Origin of the sequence: Kitasatospora sp. NPDC057512, assembly GCF_042802135.1 — a bacterium.
GTDB lineage: Bacteria > Actinomycetota > Actinomycetes > Streptomycetales > Streptomycetaceae > Kitasatospora.
Genome location: NZ_JBHVET010001018.1, coordinates 1 through 2367, shown reverse-complemented (window position 1 = coordinate 2367; position 2367 = coordinate 1). Strand labels below are relative to the sequence as shown.

The window sequence follows — 2367 nt, the reverse complement described above, 5'->3', positions numbered from 1 at the left end:
GGGCTTGTGGGGCCTGACATGTGACACCGCCCGCGGGGGGGGATGGTGGTTGCCATCGTCTTATCGACGAATGGTCTGCGGTTGCGCTCGGGGTCGATCCCCTGGGGTGCGGGGAGCGACCCGTGATCAATAGCGCCAAGAGATTAAAGGAATGACAAAGAACAGGCAAATTCAATCTATTGACAGGGATTCTGACATGTGTCAAAAGGTCAGAGGATCTCCGATTCGGAATACGGGAACCACGCACTCATACCGGATCGCCGGGTCGCCGGGTCCCCGGCTCCTCCGGCGGGTCGCGCCGAGGGGAACAGCTCCGCCAGGACGCGGACCAACGGCCCGGCCGGGCCCTGCGGCCGCTCGGCGGCGAGGATCCGCCGCACCGCCGCGGCCAGCGTGGACTCCCGGACGGCCGCCGGCACTGGCAGGGCCACGAACCGCTGGACTAGCTGGAGTTGCACCCCCCCGGGGGGGATGGCGACGGCCCTTCAGCCAGTCCAGCGTCGCGATCTCGCTGCCGGCGATCCAGGCCCGGTTCACCGACCGCAGACCCGCGCAGGGTTCGGTGAGGGGCATCTGCCGCAGGATCCGGTCCTGGGCGATCCGTCGCACCTCGTCGATCGCCGTCGTGGTCGCGGAGAAGGCCGTCGAGCCGCTGCGGCCCGCCCTCGGCCGGATCCGCCACCGTTCGCGCACGGTCCGTCATCGGGGCTGTACTCCTGACGCCGTCGTGTCGCGCGGCCGAGGCCGGTCATCCCCGGTCATCCCCGGTCACCGACGGACCGCACAGTGACCCTGTCCCCCGTCCGGACGACCTGGAGGGGTGGCGCCGCCCACCCGGGATGCGGGCGGCCCACCTCGACGAGGGATAGGTGCACCCCGGCCAGCCGGCCGACGTGGGCCTTGACGGCGACGGCCTCCAGGTGGTCCGCGCCGCGCGAACCGGCCGGCAGGCCCAGGGCGTGCGCCGCCGTGCCCCTGTGCCAGTCCAGCGCCCGGACCTCGTCGGCGAGGACCTCCGTGGAGCCGTCGGCGGCCCCGGACTGCCACACAGAGCTGGAGGTCGACCTCCAGCCTGGGCGCCGTGCCCGCGTCCCGCTGTCCCCAACCCCCGGAAGCGGGCTTCGACCTCGAACTGACCCGTCGTCGGCAGGGTTTCGAAAGAACTACTCGCCCGCGTCGTCCTTCTCCACCCGGATCCGCCCCAGCACCGCGCTGCCGCCCCACGAGGCCAGCAGCCGGTGATCCGGTCGAGCATCAGCAGCATCGGCCCGGGCAGCCGGGCGGGGCCGGCGAAGTGGCGGGCGGGCGCCGTCGTGAAGCCGACCGCGTACCCGCCGGGCGCTCCAGTGCCTCGCGGTCGGCCCGCGACACCGGCAGCCCGCTCGGCCTTCGAAGGCCGAGACCGGGAAGAACCCGAACACCGTCGACAGGGTGAAGACCTCCTCGCCGTCGGCGAGGCAGCGCACTACGAAGGACACGATGATCACCTCGCCGAGCCGGGAGACCCCGGCCAGCTGGGCCCTCGGTGCGCACCGTCCGGGTCCTCGGCCCGACCTCGCCGGTGACCGTGCCCGTCCCGTCCCGTCGCGTCGAGGTTGCGGATGAACAGGTCGGTCCCGGTGCTCGGCGAGCCGCCGATGTAGCCGGACAGCCATCCGCAGGGCTGCAGCGCGATCTCCATGAACACCGGGTACACCAGCGAAGTACCGCTCGCCACTTGCTATCCAGTCCACCACCACAAAGCCAGCCAGCTCCACCACCAACCACCCATGAGCTCTACTATGGATAGCCAACCGAATCGAACTGAATCAAATAGCGCTCACTGAAGCGAATCGCCGCAGGTCAGGAAGTGTCGGCCCCGCGCTCGCGGGGGTTGCTCGGCGAGATCGACGCGGGCAAGTACCCGCCCGGCGTCGGCCCCGCGCTCGCGGGGGTTGCTCGACGTCGGGGATCGAGCCGTGGCCGTTCATCGTGTCGGCCCCGCGCTCGCGGGGGTTGCTCGCCCGGGCCGGTCGTCACCCCGATGTCGCCGCGGTCGGCCCCGCGCTCGCGGGGGTTGCTCCTCGCCATCCCAGAAGGGGAGCTCACCATGACCGTCGGCCCCGCGCTCGCGGGGGTTGCTCCGGCCCGTCGGACAAGCAGCAGGGCCCCGGCCCGTCGGCCCCGCGCTCGCGGGGGTTGCTCCCCCCAGGATGGGGGACGATCGGTCCCCCGGATGTCGGCCCCGCGCTCGCGGGGGTTGCTCGCAGGCCTGAGTCCTGGCGCGGTTTTCCGGCATGTCGGCCCCGCGCTCGCGGGGGTTGCTCCTGGCCGCCGCCGCCGAGGCCGAGGCCGAAGCGGTCGGCCCCGCGCTCGCGGGGGTTGCTC

General features: G+C 72.2%; 4 protein-coding genes and 1 CRISPR repeat array. All 4 genes read right to left on the bottom strand.

Annotated elements, in window-relative coordinates; translation table 11 throughout:
* Window positions 1-201: 201 nt before the first annotated feature.
* Complete coding sequence (locus ACFU6K_RS37000) at window positions 202-693, bottom strand: hypothetical protein (RefSeq protein WP_380670731.1); 492 nt, start codon at window positions 691-693, stop codon at window positions 202-204.
* A gap of 65 nt (window positions 694-758) precedes the next feature.
* A complete protein-coding gene (locus ACFU6K_RS36995) occupies window positions 759-1049 on the bottom strand; it encodes a hypothetical protein (RefSeq protein ID WP_380670729.1) in 291 nt (96 codons plus the stop codon).
* Window positions 1050-1163: 114 nt separating this feature from the next.
* Window positions 1164-1478 (bottom strand): hypothetical protein, encoded by a 315-nt coding sequence (locus ACFU6K_RS36990; protein WP_380670727.1) that lies wholly within the window; start codon window positions 1476-1478, stop codon window positions 1164-1166.
* 5 nt (window positions 1479-1483) lie between these two features.
* Window positions 1484-1717 (bottom strand): hypothetical protein, encoded by a 234-nt coding sequence (locus tag ACFU6K_RS36985; RefSeq protein ID WP_380670726.1) that lies wholly within the window; start codon window positions 1715-1717, stop codon window positions 1484-1486.
* Between the two features lie 134 nt (window positions 1718-1851).
* A CRISPR array of direct repeats spans window positions 1852-2367; the repeat unit is 28 nt; unit sequence GTCGGCCCCGCGCTCGCGGGGGTTGCTC.